Annotated in this window: 1 protein-coding gene; it reads left to right on the plus strand. The window is 46.7% G+C overall.

Annotated features, from left to right (window positions below; all coding sequences use genetic code 11):
• The coding region (locus HBA93_RS19340; RefSeq protein WP_502910146.1) for a secretin GspD/PilQ domain-containing protein at nucleotides 1-364 on the plus strand (364 nt) is incomplete at both ends.

Genomic DNA, 364 nt, shown 5'->3' on the forward strand with positions numbered 1-364 from the left:
TTGTTTCGGAAAATGCAAATAATGTACTCGGTATTCGTACCAGTAATTTCCGTGGCTACCTGCAAGCGATGGAAACTGCAGGTGCCATGAAAACCCTCGCAGAACCGACACTGACTGCAATTTCGGGTGAAAAAGCGGCATTTAAAGTCGGTGGTGAATATAACGTTCTTGATAGTGTTGATTATGACGACGACGGAAAGCGTACAAATACGCTGGCCAAGATTGAGTATGGGATCGGGCTGGAATTTATGCCGACCGTGCTGGGACCAGGCCGTATATCGCTCAAAGTCCGCACCTCTGTCTCTGAACCAACAAATGAAGGTTCTGCAACACAAAATACCGGTCAGTTCAGTCCGAACATTAT

Origin of the sequence: Ochrobactrum sp. SFR4 (assembly GCF_019730395.1) — a bacterium.
Lineage (GTDB): Bacteria > Pseudomonadota > Alphaproteobacteria > Rhizobiales > Rhizobiaceae > Pseudochrobactrum.